Source organism: Collimonas sp. OK242 (assembly GCF_900107095.1).
Taxonomy (GTDB): domain Bacteria; phylum Pseudomonadota; class Gammaproteobacteria; order Burkholderiales; family Burkholderiaceae_D; genus Collimonas.
Window position 1 is genome coordinate 1 of the sequence record NZ_FNOR01000035.1, and the last position, 18,485, is coordinate 18,485.

At 56.2% G+C, this 18,485-nt stretch carries 19 protein-coding genes, 3 tRNA genes and 1 pseudogene; 11 read left to right on the plus strand and 12 right to left on the minus strand.

Annotated features, from left to right (window positions below):
• From BLV81_RS22765 to BLV81_RS22785, 5 genes are all read right to left on the minus strand, one after another.
• On the minus strand, positions 1-177 hold a 177-nt coding region (locus tag BLV81_RS22765; protein WP_255365432.1), incomplete at its 3' end, for a GTP-binding protein.
• Positions 178-376: 199 nt separating this feature from the next.
• A tRNA-Thr gene (locus tag BLV81_RS22770) sits at positions 377-451 on the minus strand.
• 71 nt (positions 452-522) lie between these two features.
• Positions 523-596 (minus strand) — tRNA-Gly (locus BLV81_RS22775).
• Positions 597-677: 81 nt separating this feature from the next.
• A tRNA-Tyr gene (locus tag BLV81_RS22780) sits at positions 678-763 on the minus strand.
• A 170-nt stretch (positions 764-933) separates the two neighbouring features.
• Positions 934-1,983 carry a gamma-glutamyl-gamma-aminobutyrate hydrolase family protein gene (locus BLV81_RS22785; protein ID WP_092360183.1) on the minus strand — a complete coding sequence of 350 codons (1,050 nt, stop codon included), beginning with the start codon at positions 1,981-1,983 and terminating at the stop codon, positions 934-936.
• Between the two features lie 208 nt (positions 1,984-2,191).
• Here BLV81_RS22785 and BLV81_RS22790 point away from each other — a divergent pair, with 208 nt between their 5' ends.
• The 3 genes from BLV81_RS22790 to arsC are packed head-to-tail and all read left to right on the plus strand — an operon-like array spanning position 2,192 to position 5,035.
• Positions 2,192-2,827 carry a glutathione-regulated potassium-efflux system oxidoreductase KefF gene (locus BLV81_RS22790; protein ID WP_092360184.1) on the plus strand — a complete coding sequence of 212 codons (636 nt, stop codon included), beginning with the start codon at positions 2,192-2,194 and terminating at the stop codon, positions 2,825-2,827.
• Between the two features lie 4 nt (positions 2,828-2,831).
• A complete protein-coding gene (gene kefC / locus BLV81_RS22795) occupies positions 2,832-4,682 on the plus strand; it encodes a glutathione-regulated potassium-efflux system protein KefC (RefSeq protein WP_092360185.1) in 1,851 nt (616 codons plus the stop codon).
• Entirely contained in the window at positions 4,679-5,035 is a 357-nt protein-coding gene (gene arsC / locus BLV81_RS22800) for an arsenate reductase (glutaredoxin) (protein WP_092360186.1), read from the plus strand. The genes kefC and arsC overlap by 4 nt, the downstream gene beginning before the upstream one ends.
• On the opposite strand, the gene BLV81_RS22805 is transcribed toward arsC, so the two are convergent.
• Both BLV81_RS22805 and BLV81_RS22810 read right to left on the minus strand, forming a co-directional pair.
• The gene (locus tag BLV81_RS22805) at positions 5,032-5,226 is read right to left on the minus strand and encodes a DUF2905 domain-containing protein (RefSeq protein WP_092360187.1); all 195 of its coding nucleotides are present in this window, start codon (positions 5,224-5,226) and stop codon (positions 5,032-5,034) included. The two genes, arsC and BLV81_RS22805, sit on opposite strands and share 4 nt — an antisense overlap.
• 31 nt (positions 5,227-5,257) lie before the next feature.
• On the minus strand, positions 5,258-6,442 hold the full coding sequence (locus BLV81_RS22810; protein ID WP_092360200.1) for a class I SAM-dependent methyltransferase: 1,185 nt from the start codon (positions 6,440-6,442) through the stop codon (positions 5,258-5,260).
• Between the two features lie 171 nt (positions 6,443-6,613).
• On the opposite strand from BLV81_RS22810, the gene BLV81_RS22815 reads away from it, so the two are divergent.
• The 6 genes from BLV81_RS22815 (at position 6,614) to glmU (ending at position 11,608) form a co-directional block, all read left to right on the plus strand.
• A complete protein-coding gene (locus BLV81_RS22815) occupies positions 6,614-7,405 on the plus strand; it encodes an SDR family oxidoreductase (protein WP_092360201.1) in 792 nt (263 codons plus the stop codon).
• A gap of 7 nt (positions 7,406-7,412) precedes the next feature.
• Positions 7,413-7,811: a dihydroneopterin aldolase gene (locus tag BLV81_RS22820; RefSeq protein WP_092360188.1), complete on the plus strand. Its 399-nt coding sequence runs from the start codon at positions 7,413-7,415 to the stop codon at positions 7,809-7,811.
• 54 nt (positions 7,812-7,865) lie between these two features.
• Positions 7,866-8,819 carry a tRNA 2-thiocytidine(32) synthetase TtcA gene (ttcA, locus tag BLV81_RS22825; RefSeq protein ID WP_255365431.1) on the plus strand — a complete coding sequence of 318 codons (954 nt, stop codon included), beginning with the start codon at positions 7,866-7,868 and terminating at the stop codon, positions 8,817-8,819.
• 171 nt (positions 8,820-8,990) lie between these two features.
• A complete protein-coding gene (locus BLV81_RS22830; protein ID WP_092360189.1) occupies positions 8,991-9,323 on the plus strand; it encodes a YegP family protein in 333 nt (110 codons plus the stop codon).
• A gap of 112 nt (positions 9,324-9,435) precedes the next feature.
• A complete protein-coding gene (locus BLV81_RS22835) occupies positions 9,436-10,029 on the plus strand; it encodes a YXWGXW repeat-containing protein (protein ID WP_092360190.1) in 594 nt (197 codons plus the stop codon).
• Between the two features lie 220 nt (positions 10,030-10,249).
• Complete coding sequence (gene glmU / locus BLV81_RS22840) at positions 10,250-11,608, plus strand: bifunctional UDP-N-acetylglucosamine diphosphorylase/glucosamine-1-phosphate N-acetyltransferase GlmU (protein WP_092360203.1); 1,359 nt, start codon at positions 10,250-10,252, stop codon at positions 11,606-11,608.
• Between the two features lie 51 nt (positions 11,609-11,659).
• On the opposite strand, the gene BLV81_RS22845 is transcribed toward glmU, so the two are convergent.
• Positions 11,660-12,124 (minus strand): Lrp/AsnC family transcriptional regulator, encoded by a 465-nt coding sequence (locus BLV81_RS22845; RefSeq protein ID WP_092360191.1) that lies wholly within the window; start codon positions 12,122-12,124, stop codon positions 11,660-11,662.
• Between the two features lie 162 nt (positions 12,125-12,286).
• Here BLV81_RS22845 and glmS point away from each other — a divergent pair, with 162 nt between their 5' ends.
• The gene (glmS, locus tag BLV81_RS22850) at positions 12,287-14,104 is read left to right on the plus strand and encodes a glutamine--fructose-6-phosphate transaminase (isomerizing) (protein WP_092360192.1); all 1,818 of its coding nucleotides are present in this window, start codon (positions 12,287-12,289) and stop codon (positions 14,102-14,104) included.
• 703 nt (positions 14,105-14,807) lie between these two features.
• Here the strand turns inward: glmS and BLV81_RS22860 are convergent.
• The 4 genes from BLV81_RS22860 to BLV81_RS22880 form a co-directional block, all read right to left on the minus strand.
• Positions 14,808-15,482, minus strand: coding sequence for a hypothetical protein (locus tag BLV81_RS22860; protein ID WP_143036429.1), 675 nt, complete (start codon positions 15,480-15,482; stop codon positions 14,808-14,810).
• A gap of 130 nt (positions 15,483-15,612) precedes the next feature.
• Positions 15,613-15,960, minus strand: coding sequence for a hypothetical protein (locus BLV81_RS22865; RefSeq protein ID WP_143036430.1), 348 nt, complete (start codon positions 15,958-15,960; stop codon positions 15,613-15,615).
• Between the two features lie 46 nt (positions 15,961-16,006).
• On the minus strand, positions 16,007-16,330 hold the full coding sequence (locus tag BLV81_RS22870) for a hypothetical protein (protein WP_092360196.1): 324 nt from the start codon (positions 16,328-16,330) through the stop codon (positions 16,007-16,009).
• Positions 16,331-17,162: 832 nt separating this feature from the next.
• The gene (locus tag BLV81_RS22880; RefSeq protein WP_092360198.1) at positions 17,163-17,492 is read right to left on the minus strand and encodes a hypothetical protein; all 330 of its coding nucleotides are present in this window, start codon (positions 17,490-17,492) and stop codon (positions 17,163-17,165) included.
• A gap of 738 nt (positions 17,493-18,230) precedes the next feature.
• On the opposite strand from BLV81_RS22880, the pseudogene BLV81_RS22890 reads away from it, so the two are divergent.
• A pseudogene (locus BLV81_RS22890) lies at positions 18,231-18,485 on the plus strand (IS110 family transposase); the annotation flags it as partial.

Here is an 18,485-nt window from a genome sequence, read left to right on the forward strand (position 1 = left end):
GCGCGCTTTTTCTTCTGGCGCTGCGTCAATCTGATCGTACGCTTTGGCTTCGCCGCCAAATTTCTTCGACAACACTGTCGCGATCGCTGCTGTCAGCGTGGTCTTGCCGTGGTCAACGTGGCCAATCGTGCCCACATTCACGTGCGGCTTGGTCCGCTCAAACTTGCCTTTTGCCATCTTAGACTCCTAAAGATTTGATGAGAATGTTCAGGCACGCGCCCGACCGTCTTACAGTTTGAAAACCCGAATCAGAAGCTCATGCATTGAATTCGAATCTATTTGAAACTCAATTTTTGATTCGCCAACTTTTAATTCGTCGACTTTTGAAGCTTCAGCTTCTACAGCGCCCAATGCGAGCACTGAAAACAACTAAATCTGGTGCCCTTGACGTGGATCGAACACGTGGCCTCTCCCTTACCAAGGGAGTGCTCTACCACTGAGCTACAAGGGCTATGCTGTACGCGCGCTTCTTAACCAACAACACGCCCAACCTATATTCTTGCTGGTTCTTGCAAAATCTACTGGAGCGGGTGAAGGGAATCGAACCCTCGTCATAAGCTTGGAAGGCTTCAGCTCTACCATTGAGCTACACCCGCGAGATCACTTCAATTCAGCTCACTTCACTTCTACCGCTGCAACATTTTTTTACTACAACTGCTTTTTACTTCTTCCCAAAATGGTGGAGAGGGCTGGATTCGAACCAGCGTACTCGTAAGAGGGCAGATTTACAGTCTGCTGCCATTAACCACTCGGCCACCTCTCCGCAGGGAACCCCAGATTATAGTAAAGCACCCTTTAAGTGTCAACCATGGAAATTGATTTCTTCTAAAAATTTCTTAGTTTTTTCAATTTCACCGTCGGATCGTCACCGGGCCTGGCCGGAATCGGAAAAATCGGGGAAATATGCTTCACCGGCCAAGGCGCAAGATAATATCAGAAACGCGTCTCGCGTGCAGCTCTTAGAAAACCATCGAGTATCGGCGTGCAATCCAGCAACTGCGGACCGCCGGCACGATGGAATTCGGGATGCCACTGCAAACCCATGACAAAAGCTGCCTTGCGGTACCGTATTGCCTCAACGATATTGTCGCTGCCGGAAATCGCCTCTACCGTCAGGTCGCGCCCCAGGTCGCGCACCGCCTGATGATGGATGGAGTTGACCACCCATTCGTTTTGCTCGCTGCCATGGCTATTGAACATGGTTGCCAGTGAAGAACCCTGCGGGAACTGGATCGCATGGTGCAGCCGGTCGTATTCGTCGTTCACATGCTTGATCGAGGTCGGGACATCGGTCGCGATATCTTGGTACAAAGTGCCGCCGAAGGCAACATTGATCAGCTGGCAACCGCGGCAAATCCCCAGTACCGGCTTGCCCGCCTCGATGAATTCATGCAGCAGCTCCAGCTCGTACATGTCGCGCACCCGGTCGCCGCCCCATTCAGGCCGGGTGGCGGCTTGCGCATAACTCTGCGGCGAGACGTCGGCGCCGCCTTGCAGCACCAGGCCGTCCAGGTGCTTGGCGTAGTCGCGCAGCCGGATTGAACTGGGATGGACCAGACCGTTGGTGTTGACAGTAGGAATCATGAATACCAGTACGTTGCGCGACATGACCCACTGCGCGATGGATTCCTCCAGATATTGCAAGGTCCGGCCACGTAAGCCTTTGGCGCCCTCTTCCGGATGGAAAATCCGCGCCGAAATGCCGATCTTCAAGGTCCGTTGCATCATGCGCCGGCCAGCCTTGTCCGACAGCGCACGGAAACGCGCGGCGATCAGCTTCCAGGTCTGCGGCCATGGCGGACTGTCGTCGCTGCCCGGGCCCGACGCCCTGAAGGCGCTGGCGGCGGCAGGATGGGGGGAGGCTTGGCTCGGGGATTCGGCCTTGACCGGTTCGGCGGCAGCTGGCTCCGGTGGAGTAACAGGCCTGGCCTTGGCCTCGGGAGCCGCAGGATCGTTTGATTGGGGATCTTTGGAGTCAGGCATAGTTGTCAGAAATTGTCAGAAATAAATAAATTTGAGGAAGTGCTGCTAGCATGTCCGCTGCAAGCAAAAATAATGCCCTGGCGCCGGACCTGGTCCAAATCAGTTCGCCAAAGTATAGACTTGATTCCTGTGTGAGCCTTGTTTTCAATATCAGTTCATCCAGGGTTACGCTTTTTTACCATTTAGCCCGCAACCATCACCGCTCGTCATGACTAAACCACCGCAAATCCTGATCCTGTACGCGCACCCGACGCCGCACCACTCGCGCGCCAACCGGCGCATGGCTGAAGCCGCCGCCAAAGTGCCGAATGTGCGGCTACACGATCTGTATGAGCTGTATCCGGATTTCCATATCCCGGTGCGGCGCGAACAGGCGCTGCTGGCGCAAGCCGACCTGATCGTGTTTCAGCATCCGGTCCAGTGGTACAGCATGCCGGCGCTGCTGAAGCAGTGGGTCGATTCTGTATTTACGCCTGGCTGGGCCTACGGCCCGGGCGGCGACGCCTTGCACGGCAAGGATTTCTGGCTGGTCGCCACCACCGGCGGTTCGGATCGCTCGTATCAGGCGGAGGGCCATAATCTGTTTCCCTTCTCGGCTTTCCTGCCGCCGTTCCAGCAAACTGCGCAGTTGTGCGGCATGCGCTGGTTGCCGCCGCATCTGCTGTTTGGCGCGCACCAGGTCAACCAGCAAACCCTGGCGGCGCATATCGAGGCCTATCGCAAACGTCTGGCGAATTACCCGCACTGGCCGGAACTACCGGCAAGCAAAACCTCCCCGGCGCCGGCCTCTTCCGCCAGCGTTACCGAGCAACCGACAGGCCAAGCAGCAGATCAACCCGGCTAGATCCATGGAACAGAACCTTTTATTCAACGCATTGATTTACCTGGCGGCGGCGGTCGCAGCAGTGCCGATTGCCAAACGCCTCGGCTTGGGTGCGGTGCTGGGCTATTTGCTGGCCGGCATGGCCATCGGCCCTTGGGGCTTGCGCCTGATCGACAATGTCGAAGACATCCTGCATTTCTCCGAATTCGGCGTGGTGCTGCTGCTATTCATGATCGGCCTGGAGCTTGATCCCAAGCGCCTGTGGTCGCTGCGGCGCTCGATTTTCGGCTGGGGTACGGCCCAGGTGGCGACGGTTTCGCTGGCGCTGTTCGGCGCCGCCGTGGCCGCCGGGGTTGATTGGAAAACCGCGCTGATTGCCGCGCTCGGCATGTCGCTGTCATCGACCGCCATCGCGCTGGCCACCATCAACGAACGCAAGCTGAGCGCCACGCCCGCCGGCAAGGCCGGCTTTGCCATCTTGCTGTTCCAGGACATCGCCGCGATCCCGATGATCGCCATCGTGCCGCTGCTTGGCGTTGCGGCCGCCCATGGCAGCGGTGAAGGCTGGATCGGCGGCCTGAAGGTGGTGGCGGTGATCGCTACGCTGATCGTCGGCGGCCGCTATCTGATCCGGCCCCTGATGCGCATGATTGCTCGCACCGGATTGCGCGAAATCTTCACCGCATTTGCTCTGTTGCTGGTGATCGCCATCGGCCTGCTGATGGAATCGGTCGGCATGTCGATGGCATTGGGCAGCTTCCTGGCCGGCGTGCTGCTGGCCGATTCGGAATATCGGCATGCGCTGGAAACCGATCTGGAACCGTTCAAAGGCTTGCTGCTTGGATTGTTCTTCATAGCGGTCGGCATGTCGGTCGATTTTGGTCTGCTGCTGAGCCAGCCGTGGCTGATCCTGGGCCTGGTGGCCGGCTTCCTGGCGATCAAACTGGCGCTGCTGTACCTGCTCAGCAAAGTGTTCCAGATCGCCCGCTCGCAGCAATTCCTGTTTGCGGCATTGCTGTCGCAAGGCGGCGAATTCGCCTTCGTGGTGTTCGGCGCCGCCGCTACAGCCCGCGTGTTTTCGCAGGAAACTTCGTCTATCCTGGTGGTTGTGGTGGCCCTGTCGATGGTGACCACGCCGTTGCTGCTGGTGCTGTACGACAAAGTCATCGCACCCTATTTCCTCGCCGCCCAGAAACGTCCGGCCGACGCCATCGATGACAATGACAACCCGGTCATCATCGCCGGCTTCGGCCGTTTCGGCCAGATCATCGGGCGCCTGCTGCACGCCAACAAGATCGGCCTGACCGTGCTCGATCACGACCCGGATCAAATCGAATTGTTGCGCAAGTTCGGCTTCAAGGTGTTCTATGGCGACGCCACCCGCATGGACCTGATGCGTGCCGCCGGCATCACCAAGGCTCGCCTGCTGGTGGTGGCGCTGGACGACATCGAAGGCAGTTTGAAGCTGGTGGCGGCGGTGCGGCGTGTGGCCCCCGATCTGCCGATCGTCGCGCGGGCGCGCAACGTCTCGCATTACTTTGATTTGATGGATCTTGGCGTCACCGTGATTGAGCGCGAAACCTTCGAGTCGGCCTTGCAGCTCGGACAGCAGGCCTTACGCAAGATGGGCTTCGGCGCCTATCGGGCACGCCAGGCCGCCATGAAATTCCGCGCCCACAACCTGCAAACCTTGCACGATATGTACCCGCACCAGAAGAACCAGCAAGAAATCGTCTCGATCGCCAAGAAAGCGCGCGAGGAATTGGAAGAAATGTTTGCCCACGACCGCATCTTGCGCGAAGACATGCCCGCCAGCGGCTGGGATGATGAAATAATACCGATGGATCAAACACCAACACCACAGGAACCGACATGATCACGATCTACCACAATCCGCGCTGCTCAAAATCGCGCGAAGCACTGGCTCTTGCCGAGCAATACAGCAGCGCGCAGCAGATCAAACTGGAAGTCATCGATTATCAAAAAACGCCGCTGACTTTGGCGCAGCTGAAAACCCTGCATGGCCAGCTAGGCGGGCCGGTCAGCGCCATGGTGCGCGACAACGAGGCTGAATACGCAGAGCTCAACCTGGCCCAGGCCGATGATGCCGCATTGCTGCAAGCGCTCGCCGCACATCCGAAACTGTTGCAGCGGCCTGTCGTGACTTACCGGGAACGGGCGGTGATCGCGCGGCCGCCTGGAGTGTTCAATGAGCTGCTCGACACCTAAAGCAGCCGGACCAGCAGGAACAGCACCGTCGACAGCAGGACTGTGGAAGCGAACGGCAAGGAGAATTTCCTGCCGAACAGGGTAAACCGCAGGTCGCCGGGCAAGCGCCCGAGGCCGAGCTTTTCCAGCCAGGGCAAAGCACTGGAAAATACGATGACGGCGACGAAAATCACCAGCATCCAGCGAATCATGTTGTGCTTTCAGGCGATGCGGGTAGCGGATTCATAGGCGATGACTGCGGTCATGGCGGCTAAAACGCGCCGGCAACTCGGCATTGGCGCCGACTGCCAGGACTTTGAACAACTCGCCCATCTCGGCCGGCGACACCAGTTTTTGCAAGGCATTGGCTTGCGGCAGATAGGCCAGGGCATGCTCCGGCGGCGTGCGCAGCAATAATTTGCCGATCCCGGCTTCCAGCAGGAAAGCGGCCTGACTGCTATAGCCCAGCAGGTCCAGCCCGGTATCGAGGGCGGCGGCGGCCATCGCGGTGAAATCGACGTGCGCGGTGACGTCCTGCAAACCCGGCAAATAAAACGGATCGGGATGGGCGTGATGACGGTAGTGGCACATCAATGTGCCTTGATCGCGTTGCTGCAGATAATATTCGGCGGCGGGGAAACCATAGTCGAAGAACAAGGCAACGCCGCCCTGGCCCGCTTTCAGCATGGCGCCCAGCGAGCGCATGAAGCCGATCGCCACCGGATGCACTTCCGTCAGATGGCCGACCGTCAGTGATTCCGCATCCGGGATTTGCGCTATCAACGCAGGTTCTGCCGGGCGATCAATGTAGATAAATTGACCATCGCCGCCATCCGCACCGGCTTCGCTCAGGCCGACTCCGCGCTGCAGCCAGCCTCCAGCGCCGCGCAGCACCAGTTCGACCGGCATCGCATCCAGCACTTCGTTGCCGATCACCACGCCGGAAAAGGACGCGGGCAAGCGATCCAGCCACTGCACCTGTGGAAAGGCTTGTAACTTGAGCTGCTGGCGCGCGCGCAATTCGGCCGACAATTCGACGATGTAATAAGCTTGCAGCCCGGCAGCCCCGTTGTCGCCGGCGGCCAATTCGGTCAGGATGTCATAGGCCAATTGGCCGCTGCCGGCGCCGAATTCCAGTATCTGCGGCTGCAGCGCAGGCGACGAAACCAGTAATTCTGCTGTCAAATGGGCCAAAGTTGCGCCAAAAAGCGGCGTAATCTCGGGCGCGGTTGTAAAATCACCGTCTTTGCCCAATTTTGCCGCGCCGCCGCTGTAATAACCGAGATCCGGCGCGTACAGCAGCAGTTCCATATAACGCGCGAATGAAATCCAGCCCTGTTGCAGGCGGATTTCAGTGGCGATCAGATTGTGTAACAGGCGCGATGCGCGCTGTGCTTCGACCGAAGCTTCGGGTAATTGCAGTTGCATGGCGCTATTGTAGAAGATAACGCCAGGCTGAAAGCAATCGAAGCCATTGAAACAGTGCAAATAAGTGCCTGGCCAAGCGCCTGGAACCTCGCTCAGCGATAATGATCAGACAACACCCCATGCATAATGTTGAATACTCGAATGTGCGGACATGAGTTTGCGTAAATGAATATGCCTACACCAGCCGCCCCAACCGTTGCTCTCGTCACCGACGCCGCCAGTCCGGTCGGCCGCGCCGTTGCGCTGGCGCTGGCGCAACGGGGCTGGCACCTGGCGCTGCATTATCAGGATGACGGCACCGCCCCGGCGCTCTCGGCATTGGTGCAGGAATGCCAGGCACTGGGCACGCGGGCCGTCGCCATCCGGTGCGGATTGACCGAGGAAACTGAAATAAATACCTTGCTGCCGCGCGTGATGCAGCAGTTCGGCGGGGCCGCTTACATCAATTGCATCGTCAACAATGCCAGCTACATGGAACATGACAACCCTGCCAGCTTTTCCACGGCAAGCCTGGATCGCCACATGCGGAGCAATCTTGCCGCCCCTATCCTGCTGGCGCAGGCGCTGCATGCCGCTGTCCTCAAGAGCGAGGGCGCGCAAGCGGTGGTGATCAATCTGCTGGATCAAAAGCTGTTCAATCCACAGCCGGATTTCCTGTCGTATACACTGTCAAAAGCAGCGCTGCACAGCGCCACCGCCTTGCTGGCGCAGGCGTACGCGCCGCAGCTGCGGGTGGTAGGGATTGCACCGTCACTGGCGCCCTCATCGACAACGCCATTGACAACAAGCGGCCGGCAACCGGGCTTGCCGGCCACCTTGGAAGACATCGCGGCGACAGTTTGTTTTATCGCCTCCTCCTCCGCCATTACCGGCAGTACACTAGTGGTCGATGGCGGCCAACATTTGTATCCTGACCCACGGGACCAGGTTGCCGCTCACGGCAAACCGTCCCACCCTCACTGAAAATACCATGCTCTCCGCACTCATCCACCCCGACCTTAGCGATTGCCGCCGCCTGTTCCTGCGCGACTATGAAGTACAGATCAATATCGGCGTCTACGAATCCGAAAAACAAGGCACGCAGCGCGCGCTGATCAATGTCGACCTGTTCGTGCCCCTGGCCTTGTCAACGCCCACCAAAGATCATGTGGATGACGTGCTGGATTACAATTTCATGCGCAATACCGTGGCCAAGCGCATGGCGCAAGGCCATATCCATTTGCAGGAAACCCTGTGCGACGACCTCGTCAACGCCATGCTGCTGCACCCGAGGGTGCGCGCGGTACGGGTATCCTCCGAGAAACCTGACGCCTATCCCGATTGCCGCTCGGTCGGCGTCGAAGTGTTTCGGATCAAACCGAAAACCTGAAGCTGAATCACCATGAGTGTCGCCATGAATGAGCTATTGAAACAGGAAGTCCTTATGCAAGACCCATTAGCAGCACTCGCGCCAGCGCCGGCTGACAGCGCCGCGAGCGCTCTCAGCCAGAAGAGCGTCGAGAAAATCGCGCACGAAAACAATAAATTGCACAAGCGCCTGTGCCGCCAGGTAGGCCAGGCGATCGGCGATTTCAACATGATCGAAGACGGCGACAAGGTGATGGTCTGCCTGTCGGGCGGCAAGGATAGCTACGCTCTGCTGGATATCCTGATGACCTTGCGCGAACGGGCGCCGATCAATTTCGAGATCGTAGCGGTGAACCTGGACCAGAAACAGCCGAATTTCCCCGACCATATCCTGCCGGCCTACCTGGACCGGCTCGGCGTTGCCTACCATATCGAAAACCAGGACACCTACAGCATCGTCAAGCGCCTGATCCCGGAAGGCAAGACCACCTGCTCGCTGTGCTCACGCCTGCGGCGCGGCATCTTATATCGGGTCGCCACCGAACTGGGCGCCACCAAGGTCGCGCTCGGCCATCATCGCGACGACATCATGGAAACCTTCTTCCTGAACATGTTCTTCGGCGGCAAACTGAAGAGCATGCCGGCCAAGCTGCAATCCGACGATGGCAAGCAAATCGTGATCCGGCCGCTGGCTTACGTGAAAGAAGCCGATCTCAGCCGCTATGCCGAGGTCAAGCAGTTCCCTATCATTCCTTGCGATCTGTGCGGCAGCCAGGAAAACCTGCAGCGCAAACAGATCAAAGGCATGTTGCGCGACTGGGAAAGGAAATTCCCGGGGCGGGTGGAAAACATTTTCTCCTCGCTGTCGACTGTCGCGCCATCGCACCTGATGGACCGCAAGCTGTTCGGCTTCGCCGAACTGAAAGCCAGCGGGATTGCCGATCCCAACGGCGATATCGCCTTTGACGATGATCCTTGCTCGACGCCGGCCACAATGGCCAGCATTATTCCACTACGGTCCATGGATTAATTTGCCCGGTCCCCGTATCGGATTCCCGGCCGGACTATATAATCAAAGCGGACCAGCGGCGGTCGAGTGCACTCGGCTGGATGTTCAGCTGATTGCTCAGCTAGACATTCAGCTAAATACACAGAGCGATTTGCGCCGTTGCATGGCCGGCAACTTATCAGGAGAAGCGCAATGGCAGGGTCCTATGTTCTCAAGAAGTCGGTGGATGGACAGTTCTATTTCCTGCTCTACGCTAGCAACGGCGAAGTGGTCCTGAACAGCGAAATGTATGTTGCCAAGGCATCCGCCGAAAACGGCATCGCCTCGGTCCAGAGCAACAGTAACCAAGACGACCGCTATAGCCGCAACCAGGCTTCCAACGGCAAATTCTATTTCAACCTGAAGGCGGCGAATCATCAGGTCATCGGCAGCAGCCAGATGTACGCCACCACCAGCGCGCGCGACGCCGGCATCGATGCGGTAAAGAAGAACGGCCCCAGTACCGACATCACGGACGAAGCCTGAGCAGACGGCCGCAGCGGGCGCCAGCGCCGGCAATTTGCAAGTATTTGTAAGCTCGGTATTCATTCTCCACGGCAAACCGTTTAATACCCAGGATCTTTTTCTGGAGACATAAATGAACCGCCGTCGTTTTCAACGTTATCTCGTATTGTCAGCCGTGGCAGCGGCCACCGTGTCGCTTGCCGGCTGCGTAGTCGAACCGCCACGCACCCGTGTCGAGTACCGCGAAGTCAAAGTAGTGCAAGCGCCGCCGGCGCCGCTGGTGGAAGTGCTGCCGCCAGCCCCCTATCCGGATTCTTACTGGATCGCCGGTCACTGGAAGTGGGAAAACAACCGCTACGTCTGGAATAACGGCCATTGGGAACAAGCGCGGCAAAACATGGTGTACCGGCACGCCTACTGGGCCAACGAAGGCGGCCAGTGGGTATACCATGGCGGCGCCTGGGTAGCGATCAATAACACTTACAACAGCCCGCCACCGGTGGTGATCAACGTCGCGCCGCCGCCGCCGCAGATCGAAGTCATGACACCCGCGCCTAGCCCCAACCATGTCTGGATCGGTGGCTACTGGCGCTGGAACAACGGTCGCCACGACTGGGTCAACGGCCACTGGGAAGCGCGCCGCGACGGTTATTTCTGGGCGCCGGGGCATTGGGTCCGCAATGGCAACAGCTGGTCGTTCTCGGGCGGTTTCTGGCAGCGGTATTGATCGGTATCAGTCTTCGCCTGGCCAGCGTAGCAAGCCGGATTCGCCCCAATGCCGCGCACGCGGCCTTGGGGCGATTTATCTTCCTGCCGTCAAAACGGCCAGACCGGCCCGGCCGCGCTGCCATCGCATTGTCATGTCTACAGTACGAATGCTGATTTTGCAGCTACCGCGCATGATAAAATTTCCCACCGACTCTTTCTCTACCCTTTCTCTATCGACCATGAACGTTGTCATTCTCGCTGCCGGTATGGGCAAGCGCATGCAGTCCGCGCTGCCAAAGGTGTTGCACCCGTTGGCGGGCAAACCGCTGCTGTCGCACGTGATCAGCGCAGCACGCGCCCTGTCGCCTACCACCTTGTGCGTCATCTACGGGCATGGCGGCGACGCCGTACCGCGCTTGCTGGCAGCTAGTGACCTGGTGTTCGCTAAACAAGAGCCGCAACTCGGCACTGGGCATGCAGTCGCGCAAGCCGCCTCGCATCTGGACGACGCAGTGCCTACCCTGGTGCTCTACGGCGATGTGCCGCTGATCGCCAGCAGCACGCTGCAACGGCTGATCGACAGTGCCGGCAACGACAAACTGGCAATCCTGACGGTAGATCTGCCTGATCCTGCCGGTTATGGCCGCATCGTCCGTGAACACGACAAGATCGTCAGCATCGTCGAGCAAAAAGACGCTTCGCCGCAGCAACGCGCAATCCGGGAATGCAATACCGGCATCATGGCGGCGCCAACGGTGCAGTTGAAAAAATGGCTGGCGGGCCTGTCCAACAACAATGCCCAGGGCGAATACTATTTGACCGATATCGTCGCCAGCGCCGTCGCTGACGGCACGCCCGTGGTATCGGCCCAGCCCGACGCGGTTGCGGAAACCCTGGGCGTCAACAGCAAGGTACAACTGGCCGAACTGGAACGCATCCATCAACGCCGCGTTGCCGAGCGCTTGCTGGAACAGGGCGTCACCCTGCTCGACCCGGCGCGCCTGGATGTGCGCGGCACGCTGAATTGCGGGCGCGACGTCAGCATCGATGTCGGCTGCATTTTCGAAGGTGAAGTCAGCATCGAAGACGGCGCCGTCATCGGCGCCCATTGCGTCATCAAGAATGCCCGCATCGGCCGCGACGCCAACATCAAGCCGTTCTGCCACATTGAAGATGCGGTGGTCGGCGCGGCTTCCCAGATCGGCCCTTATGCACGCTTGCGGCCCGGCACCGAACTCGGCGCCGACGTCCATATCGGCAATTTCGTCGAAGTCAAAAACAGCCAGATCGCCGCGCATAGCAAAGCCAATCACCTGGCCTATGTCGGCGACGCCACGGTCGGATCGCGCGTGAATATCGGCGCCGGCACCATCACCTGCAACTACGACGGCGCCAACAAATTCCGCACCGTCATCGAAGACGACGCATTCATCGGCAGCGACAGCCAGCTGGTGGCGCCGGTGCGCGTGGGCAAAGGCGCTACCCTGGGCGCCGGCACCACGCTGACCAAGGATGCGCCGGAAGGCAAGCTGACCGTCTCGCGTGCGCGCCAAATCACGATCGATGGCTGGCAGCGGCCGGTGAAAATCAAGAAGTAAAAACAGGAATAGATGCGATGAATGAACGCCGGTTACGACCGGCGTTTTCTTTTATAGGGCTAGCCGCGTATCGAACTTACTGCGGTAAATCGAAAAATACGTCCGCACGTTGCGCACATTCTTTTGCGCGGCAAACAGCTGATGCGCCAGCGCATGGTAAGCCGCCATATCCGCCACCTGCACCACCAGCACGAAATCCGGTCCCGGCGACACCCGGTAACATTGCAACAGCATCGGCTCATTCGCCGCCAGCGCTTCAAACTCCTCTAAACGTTCCGCAGCTTGATTATCGAGCGTGACTTCGACAATCGCCGTCAGGCCGGCGCCAACCTTGTCGGGCGCGACAATCGCCACTTGCCGCAAGATGATGCCGGCATCGGTCAGGCGCTTGACGCGCCGCAGGCAAGTCGGCGGCGACGCATGCACCTGTTGCGCCAGCTGATGGTTGGTTTGCGCTGCATCGACCTGCAATGCATTCAAAATCCGCTTGTCCAGCTCGTCCAGAACAATATCCATATAACAATGTGTAATTTATTGAATAAATTTAAATATAAATGAAATTATATTTCATATTATTTATGCTGTGAAATATTAAATCAAATATCAATGTATTTAGTAATCATATTTCATGAGTGCTAGTCTAAGATACATCCATTCACCTAATCAACGAGGAAAGCCATGTGCGGTATCGTCGCAGCAGTTGCCCAGATTAATGTCACGCCCATCCTGCTGGAAGGATTGAAACGGCTCGAATACCGCGGTTACGACTCTTGCGGCGTGGCCTTGCACGTAGACGGCAAATTGCAGCGTTCGCGCAGCACTTCGCGCGTGGCGGACCTGGAAGCGCAAGTCGAAAAAGCCCATTTGTCGGGCTTCACCGGGATTGCACATACCCGCTGGGCCACCCACGGCGCTCCGGCGACTCACAATGCCCACCCGCATTTTTCGCGCGACCACATCGCCCTGGTCCACAACGGCATCATCGAAAACCACGATGAACTGCGGGCCGAACTGCAAGCCGCCGGATACCACTTCGAAAGCCAGACCGACACCGAGGTCATCGCGCATCTGATCGACCACATGTATAACGGCGACCTGTTCACCACCGTGCAACAGGCCGTGCGGCGCCTGACCGGCGCCTATGCGATTGCCGTGTTCTGCGTGGACGAACCGCACCGCGTGGTCGCCGCGCGCCAGGGTTCGCCATTGATCGTCGGCATTGGCGAAGGCCAGAATTTCGTCGCCTCGGACGCCATGGCGCTGGCCGGCACCACCGACCAGATCATCTATCTGGAAGAAGGCGATGTGGTCGACCTGCAATTGCAGCGCGTCTGGATCGTCGACGCCGCCGGCAAAGCAGTCGAGCGCGAAGTCAAGACCGTACATGCCTACACCAGCGCAGTCGAATTGGGGCCGTATCAGCATTACATGCAGAAAGAAATTTTCGAACAACCGCGAGCAATTGCCAACACCCTCGAAGGCGTCACCGGCATCATGCCCGAACTGTTCGGCGACGGCGCCTTCAACATCTTCAAGCAAATCGATTCAGTCCTGATCCTGGCCTGCGGCACCAGCTATTACGCCGGCCTGACTGCCAAATACTGGATAGAGTCGGTCGCCAAAATCCCAGTCAACGTCGAGATCGCCAGCGAATACCGTTACCGCGACAGCGTGCCGAATCCAAACTCGCTGGTTGTCACCATCACACAAAGCGGCGAAACCGCCGACACGCTGGCCGCGCTCAAACATGCCAGGGCGCTAGGCATGCAGCATACGCTGACCGTCTGCAACGTCGCCACCAGCGCCATGGTGCGCGAATGCGCGCTGGCTTACATCACCCGCGCCGGCGTTGAAGTCGGGGTCGCCTCGACCAAAGCCTTCACCACCCAGTTGGTCGCACTATTCTTGCTGACGCTGGCACTTGCGCAAAGCAAAGGCCGCCTTAGCGATGAAGAAGAGGCCGCCCACCTGAAAGCCATGCGCCACCTGCCCGTCGCGCTGCAAAGCGTGCTGGCCCTGGAACCGCACATCGTGGCCTGGGCCGAAGCCTTCGCTCGCAAGGAAAACGCATTGTTCCTGGGCCGCGGCATCCACTACCCGATCGCGCTGGAAGGCGCATTGAAGCTCAAGGAAATCACCTACATCCACGCCGAAGCCTACGCCGCCGGCGAACTCAAGCACGGCCCACTGGCCCTGGTTACCGAAGAAATGCCGGTGGTGACCGTGGCGCCGAATGATGCGCTGATTGAAAAGCTGAAATCGAACATGCAGGAAGTGCGCGCGCGCGGCGGTCAGCTGTATGTATTTGCCGATGCGGATTCGCAGATCAAACCGAGCGACGGCGTGCATGTGATCCGGCTGCCGGAGAACTATGGCTTGCTGTCGCCGATTCTGCATGTGGTGCCGTTGCAGTTGCTGGCGTATCACACTGCGCTGGTGCGGGGGACGGATGTGGATAAGCCTAGGAATTTGGCTAAATCTGTTACTGTTGAATAGGTTTGAGACATCGGCAATCCGATTGTGATAATGACTAATAAAGTCTGTCACGCGATAATAAAGTCTGTCACGAGGGGCTACAAATCCGTGACAGACCAAAATGACCAAAATTGTCCGTAAATTGGGAAGACAGATATTAGTGGAATGGATAACTGCGCAGGTTCTGGTGCAAATTTCATGTGAAAACGAAAAGGGGCATCGCTTTATCTGCGACAAACTTATGTCCCAACAGCTGCTATTCCTTACAATTAAAGTCGAAAGCAAGACATTAAAGTCGAAAACATCGATACGTGCTTTTTGGCGATGGCTGTATCTGCAAGGTGGTGACTGGGTTCAATACGACGTTATGCCGTGAAGAGACACGCGCCATTCTTGGCAAAGCATGCTACCCGTCAACAGTAGCTTGGTCGAGCAATACCGGCGAAGGTCTGCGCCAGACTGCTTGCGATCATGGGGCTTCGATGGAACGTCGAACAGCTCTATAAAAATACTTTCTTCCTCTGCATTGGAACGAATAGTGGCTTAGACGAGTAGACAGGTCCGAGTCAGAAACTTCTTAACGAACGGCTGGTTTGCATAAACCTGGCAGGCGGCTCACGACCCATACCGGTCCTTCAACTTTCTCCAAAGCTGCCGTTCAACGCGGAATGGATGCGGGTTCCGCTGCTATTCGCATAGGTCGTCTCAAACGCAGCGTTAGAGCTCATGCGCGCGAAATCTCGAGGATTTCAAGCAACCTAGAGACCTTTTTTTGAGCCCCAGCACGTGTATTCTCAGGAAGCAATTCGCTGCAGACACCAGTCCACTGCTCAAGGAGTAAGTCGAACTCTGATAACCCTGCCAAATGTGCGGTCGCAATCGAGTAATACATTCTGCGTTCGAGATTGTTAAAGAGAAAGTGCGTGTTTGCGCGAGGCGATGAATTGAGGCCGATGGCACACTCTGTTAACGATGAATAACGTTCGAAAAAAGGGCAAGCGTCTTCTTTCACTGCAACAGCAATTGATTGGGCCACCCCGGCTAAATCTGCATCAGAAGCTGAATCCGCCAAAAAATAGGAATACTGTCTAGCATTTGACGGGGGAAATAGTTCTAGGGCGCTGCACACTGTACTTGAGAATTTTTGATTTTCTTCTCCATAAATCAAGCCAAGCTGGTTCACTACGTTGTCGACGGCATTGTGTCGTAACATCGCTAGCAAAGAGTATTGCTGCCCCATGACGTCACCAGAGAGTGCGGGATGAGAGGTCCAAAGAAATGCGTCGAACCCGTATTCCGTATTGCGAACGAACATGTTTCTCTTTGCAATGTAACGAAATCCTAAAGGTGCTGAGAAATCATTCACTTCCCTCACCAGACGCAGACCGAGACGCTCCATTTGTTGGGCCCTATATGAAGTAATTTGGTGACTTAGATTGGTTTATCTTTTGCGTTAATTTATGTGACCGTCGGCTTCTGGCCGGAAGCGGAAATGGCAAGCGTGAGAAGCCGAAATATTGGTTTGTAGGCTAGCGCATGCGCAGATAGTAGCTTCCTTGATAGTTCTTATCGACATTCTCCTTTGAGTCAAACTCAAAGCTGATTGGTGGCAGCTCCTGAAATGAAAACTGCTCCTTTGATGCCAGCAGCCTTTCACGAAAATTCATCTCTAACTCGCTAAGCACTCCAACATCGGCATTTTCTTGAACATCTTGCTCATTGACAAAGAACACCCAGACAGCAACCCAAGTCTCCGTCTTGATAATGTGAAAGTCGCCGAGAAGAAGCTGTCTTTTCTTCATTGCCTCAAACGTTCGTATCATCGCCTGTTCCAGGGCCGCATGTGGAGGGTATCGGGTAATAGTAGGTGTCTTCATGGAGTTAATCGTAGCCGATGATGCCCGGTTCTGGCCGATAGATGACCTATTTGTCTACCAAGACTAGCTCAGGCACTGAGAGCTGAAGTTCCTCCACTTGCGAGGCATCCAACATCGAGCGAAGGATAGCAAGAGATTCCAATCCTGGAATTCTGGCTACCATCTTTAGCACCGAAAACGTGAGTTGTGATGAGTCGATTGCAATCTGTTGAACACCTGTCAGGCGCGTGAGCAGAGCTGCCGCCTCATTCTGGATTGGAGTGTCAATGAACGCCACCGTGAAAACCTCAGAATCCCATACGTAAACACCGCCCTGGTTTTCAATTTTGTTTAAGGTTTCTTGATTAGTTGATGCTTCTTGCGGGTTCATACACATGCTCCTCTCCAGAAGTCAGCTCTTGGCCGATTGCACGCATGCGGACTGTTACGCCCCTGTGTCCGCGCGTTTAAATTTCTTGAGGGCGGCTAGTACCTCTTGAAATATAGATTCTCCCATGGTTCTTTGAACTACCTCATTCAATCTACCATTCAAGAACTCGCCCCATCCGCAAGAGCTTGAACCAGAAGAATGAGAATATCTCCCGGCTGTCGAACACACAGTGCGATTGTCGAAGATGAATACTTCGTATAGTTCTCCGCCTGGAATGTCGTTTGTCCATTTATGAAGTGTCTTTGGCGGAACATATGGTCTTTGCATTTAGAACTCAAAGAAGTTAACAATTATGGGCAAGCGTTCACTGACTGCTTCTGGCCGGACTCGGTCATTCGCGAGAAATCGAATTCCACCCAAAAGCGACATTCGATTTTCTTCAATGCAGACACTCAACGATAACGGTGGCTACCGTTAACGGCGGCATAATTATCTGACCCGACATCGAACCCGCCATTTATGCCACACCCAATATGGCAACACAAACCACTGTAGGGCCCCAATAAAGAACAGTGCAATCCATTCGGCAAGGTATTGCCACAACGAGCCATGAACATCAAATATGCTCTTCCCCAATTCTGGAAATAAACGGATAAACACCTCGGGTAATAGAAGACTCGCGGGAAACCCAAGAAACGTCATCAGTAACTGAGCCCCCATCCGTGCTTCACCTTGTGTTAGGCCAACTATCAGTAAGGCCATGGTCAGCAAGGTCCAAAGTACAGCTATTAAAAAAAATAGTTTTCTATCCATATTCCGCCTTCAACCAACGTTATGTTGGGCCAGCTTCGATGAGGTCGAGGACGAACTGCAGCGTCAGCTCGAGTTCATCTTGGTTGCACCAGTATTCGTCAATAGTGCCAAAGCTGGTGTAACGAGAATGATTGAATCCGTCTTCTATATCGTTATACCAAATCACAGTGGCGCCGATTATTGCGACTACCCAGAATCCATCGCCAAGTTTTCCAAATGATTTTTCTTTCCACTTATGCGGCGAGACGCGTACAGCTTCCCACAATCTCGCTCGAGGTGGATTCATGCGAATCTCAGCAGCGTTGACTAGCTCCCACAGCGATGCTTCGGAAATTGGTTGCCAGTCCATGGTTATTTGAGCTTAGTCAAATATCGATAATGCCACATCGAAAATGACAACTCAACAACAAATTGCCTTGCAGCTAGCACGGCCGCTGTTGGCTGCTCCCAGACCATTTGTGCACGTCAACTAGGTTTCACGATTCTTTCTCGGAGCGAGTCCTCGCAGAATCTCTAAGCGATTCGCAGGAGCATTAGAAGCAAAGAACTCTGGGATAGTCATCGCATCGCGCTGTGGTCTGGACAGAAACTCCACAGGCCATTCGGTAACTCGCTGTTCCTGAACATGTACAAATTGTCCTGGAACAGGTTCGTCAATGTACTCACGTTGCAAGACTAACGCCAGCGGTTCGTCTGTTCCGTCATTAGCTCGAGAAAATGTGTCGGCATCTTCGCAACTGGCGAAGGCGTAGTAATAATCAGAGCCATCCGCTTCATCGGGTGCTCCACGCTCTGGGTGACACCACACTCGGTATTCGAGAACAGCATCCCAAACAAAACCACCACCAGCCTTCGCGGTAGCTGGGTACGTGCCGACTTTCGAAGGTTCGGGAACGGGAGGGTATCGCACAATCGGGGCCTTTTCGTAATTTGAAATTTAAAAATATGCTAGCGAGAGATTTGCGCACTGCGAAATACAATGTCTGCAGCTGGCCGAGGCTAATGGAATGGTCGCCCCTTCCCGAAACGGCATCGAAGTGCCACAGTGGAAATGGCGATGTTCCACTAACCGAGAGAGGCGACCAAAATGAAGATTACAACAGTCGGGCTTGATTTAGCAAAAAACGTGATCCAGGCTCATGGCGTGAATGCACATGGAAAGACGGTACTCAAAAAGGCGTTGAAGCGTGATCAGGTATTGCCGTTTTTCGCCAACATGACACCGTGCCTGATCGGGATGGAGGCGTGTGGCAGCGCGCACCACTGGGCGAGGAAATTGCAGACGCTGGGTCACACCGTTAAGTTGATGGCCCCTCAGTTTGTGAAACCTTACGTCAAAACG

Excerpts from the sequence above, each read along its gene's own strand:
- BLV81_RS22785 (WP_092360183.1), bottom strand. The coding sequence starts at position 1,983 with ATGCCTGACTCCAAAGATCCCCAATCAAACGATCCTGCGGCTCCCGAG.
- BLV81_RS22790 (WP_092360184.1), top strand. The coding sequence starts at position 2,192 with ATGACTAAACCACCGCAAATCCTGATCCTGTACGCGCACCCGACGCCG.
- kefC (WP_092360185.1), top strand. The coding sequence starts at position 2,832 with ATGGAACAGAACCTTTTATTCAACGCATTGATTTACCTGGCGGCGGCG.
- arsC (WP_092360186.1), top strand. The coding sequence starts at position 4,679 with ATGATCACGATCTACCACAATCCGCGCTGCTCAAAATCGCGCGAAGCA.
- BLV81_RS22805 (WP_092360187.1), bottom strand. The coding sequence starts at position 5,226 with ATGATTCGCTGGATGCTGGTGATTTTCGTCGCCGTCATCGTATTTTCC.
- BLV81_RS22810 (WP_092360200.1), bottom strand. The coding sequence starts at position 6,442 with ATGCAACTGCAATTACCCGAAGCTTCGGTCGAAGCACAGCGCGCATCG.
- BLV81_RS22815 (WP_092360201.1), top strand. The coding sequence starts at position 6,614 with ATGCCTACACCAGCCGCCCCAACCGTTGCTCTCGTCACCGACGCCGCC.
- BLV81_RS22820 (WP_092360188.1), top strand. The coding sequence starts at position 7,413 with ATGCTCTCCGCACTCATCCACCCCGACCTTAGCGATTGCCGCCGCCTG.
- ttcA (WP_255365431.1), top strand. The coding sequence starts at position 7,866 with ATGCAAGACCCATTAGCAGCACTCGCGCCAGCGCCGGCTGACAGCGCC.
- BLV81_RS22830 (WP_092360189.1), top strand. The coding sequence starts at position 8,991 with ATGGCAGGGTCCTATGTTCTCAAGAAGTCGGTGGATGGACAGTTCTAT.
- BLV81_RS22835 (WP_092360190.1), top strand. The coding sequence starts at position 9,436 with ATGAACCGCCGTCGTTTTCAACGTTATCTCGTATTGTCAGCCGTGGCA.
- glmU (WP_092360203.1), top strand. The coding sequence starts at position 10,250 with ATGAACGTTGTCATTCTCGCTGCCGGTATGGGCAAGCGCATGCAGTCC.
- BLV81_RS22845 (WP_092360191.1), bottom strand. The coding sequence starts at position 12,124 with ATGGATATTGTTCTGGACGAGCTGGACAAGCGGATTTTGAATGCATTG.
- glmS (WP_092360192.1), top strand. The coding sequence starts at position 12,287 with ATGTGCGGTATCGTCGCAGCAGTTGCCCAGATTAATGTCACGCCCATC.
- BLV81_RS22860 (WP_143036429.1), bottom strand. The coding sequence starts at position 15,482 with ATGGAGCGTCTCGGTCTGCGTCTGGTGAGGGAAGTGAATGATTTCTCA.
- BLV81_RS22865 (WP_143036430.1), bottom strand. The coding sequence starts at position 15,960 with ATGAAGACACCTACTATTACCCGATACCCTCCACATGCGGCCCTGGAA.
- BLV81_RS22870 (WP_092360196.1), bottom strand. The coding sequence starts at position 16,330 with ATGAACCCGCAAGAAGCATCAACTAATCAAGAAACCTTAAACAAAATT.
- BLV81_RS22880 (WP_092360198.1), bottom strand. The coding sequence starts at position 17,492 with ATGGACTGGCAACCAATTTCCGAAGCATCGCTGTGGGAGCTAGTCAAC.